The 1372-nt window shown below is 65.4% G+C and carries 2 protein-coding genes and 1 pseudogene; 1 reads left to right on the top strand and 2 read right to left on the bottom strand.

What is annotated here, in order from left to right; translation table 11 throughout:
• On the top strand, nt 1-450 hold a 450-nt coding region (gene eda, locus EN943_RS37005), incomplete at its 5' end, for a bifunctional 4-hydroxy-2-oxoglutarate aldolase/2-dehydro-3-deoxy-phosphogluconate aldolase (RefSeq protein WP_127416613.1).
• Nucleotides 451-522: 72 nt separating this feature from the next.
• Here eda and EN943_RS37010 read toward each other — a convergent pair.
• Both EN943_RS37010 and EN943_RS37015 read right to left on the bottom strand, forming a co-directional pair.
• Entirely contained in the window at nt 523-714 is a 192-nt protein-coding gene (locus EN943_RS37010; protein ID WP_027038211.1) for a hypothetical protein, read from the bottom strand.
• Nucleotides 715-881: 167 nt separating this feature from the next.
• Nucleotides 882-1372: pseudogene (locus tag EN943_RS37015) on the bottom strand (peptidase M15); the annotation flags it as partial.

Consider the following 1372-nt stretch of genomic DNA (forward strand, 5'->3'; position numbering starts at 1 on the left):
GTCGAGGAAGCCATCGTCGGCGCCGGCACCATCCTCGATGCGGGTCAGTTCGAAGAGGCCGCCAGCGCAGGCTCTCGGTTCATCGTCAGCCCCGGCATCACCCGCGAGCTTCTGGCGGCAGCCGCCGGCAGCGATGTTCCATTGCTGCCCGGTGCCATCACGCCCGGCGAGATCATGGCGGCGCGGGAAGCCGGCCTGCGCTTCCTGAAATTCTTCCCGGCCGAGCAGTCGGGCGGCATCGCGTCGCTGAAGGCCTTCGCCTCGCCGCTCGCCGATGTGAAATTCTGCCCGACCGGCGGCATCTCGGCCAAGAACGCGGCCGACTATCTGAGCCTTCCCAACGTGGTCTGCGTCGGCGGCTCCTGGGTGGCGCCCGATGACTTGGTCAAGGCCGCCAAGTGGGACGAGATCGAAGCCTTGGCGCGCGCTGCGAGCAAGCTGGCAAAGTAAGGCTTTCTTCACCGCACGAAAAAACCCGGCCGACTTGCGTCGACCGGGTTTGCCAATCGGCTCCGAAGCTGATCAGTTGCAGACCCGGACCTTTTCAACCACCCTGTGGTGATGCTTCCAGCTCGTGACCACCTTGGTCCTGCAGTGCTTCTTCATGTGCATATGGTCGTGGGTCTTGATGACAACGGTCTCGGCCTGCGTAGGCGCGATGGCCGCCGAAGCGGTTGCCAATGCGATGACCGATGCCAATAGAATGTTCTTCATGGATATCCCCGGGTTTGAACGAACACCGGAGAAACCCTTGAAAAGCCGGGCAGTTCCACGATCACGGCAATGTCAGGCCGGCGTGATCGGACCAGCGGCGAGCAGTGCGGCCGCGCAACAAAAAGCCGGCAGGTTGCCCGGCGCGGCTTTGTCGATCGATTGGTCGGTTACTTGGTCTGGAAGCGGGCTACCGACATGAACTTGACGGCGTTGCCGGTGAAGCGATTGGCATCGGCCACCTCGCTGCTCGGCTGGAAGCCGGCCGTGTAGACCTCGCTCGGCGGCGTGTGCACGATGCTGTAGGCGTAGCCCGGCGCCGTCGTCGCGCTTGAAACGGCGGCGACATGCTCGCTGCTGGTCAATGCCCAGCGGGCCGCCTGCGGTGCGGCTGCAACCACCATGGCCTTGGGGCCAGGCTTCAGGTCGCGGGCAGTGGCTCTCGATTCCTTGCGGGTCGTCTTGACGCCGGCGCCGATCGCGGCGGCCGGATCGGAACCGGCTGGGCGGGCAACGACGGCATCGCGCGGCGATGCGGCGTTGGTGCCCGGATCGTTGAACGCCGAACGGGGCTCGGATCCGGACAAGGAAGCAAGCTGGTAATCGGCCGCACCGACCTGGGCATTGGCCTCGTCGAGCACGGCCTTGACCGCGTCCGGCC

The organism is Mesorhizobium sp. M7A.F.Ca.US.006.01.1.1 (assembly GCF_003997935.1).
GTDB lineage: Bacteria > Pseudomonadota > Alphaproteobacteria > Rhizobiales > Rhizobiaceae > Mesorhizobium.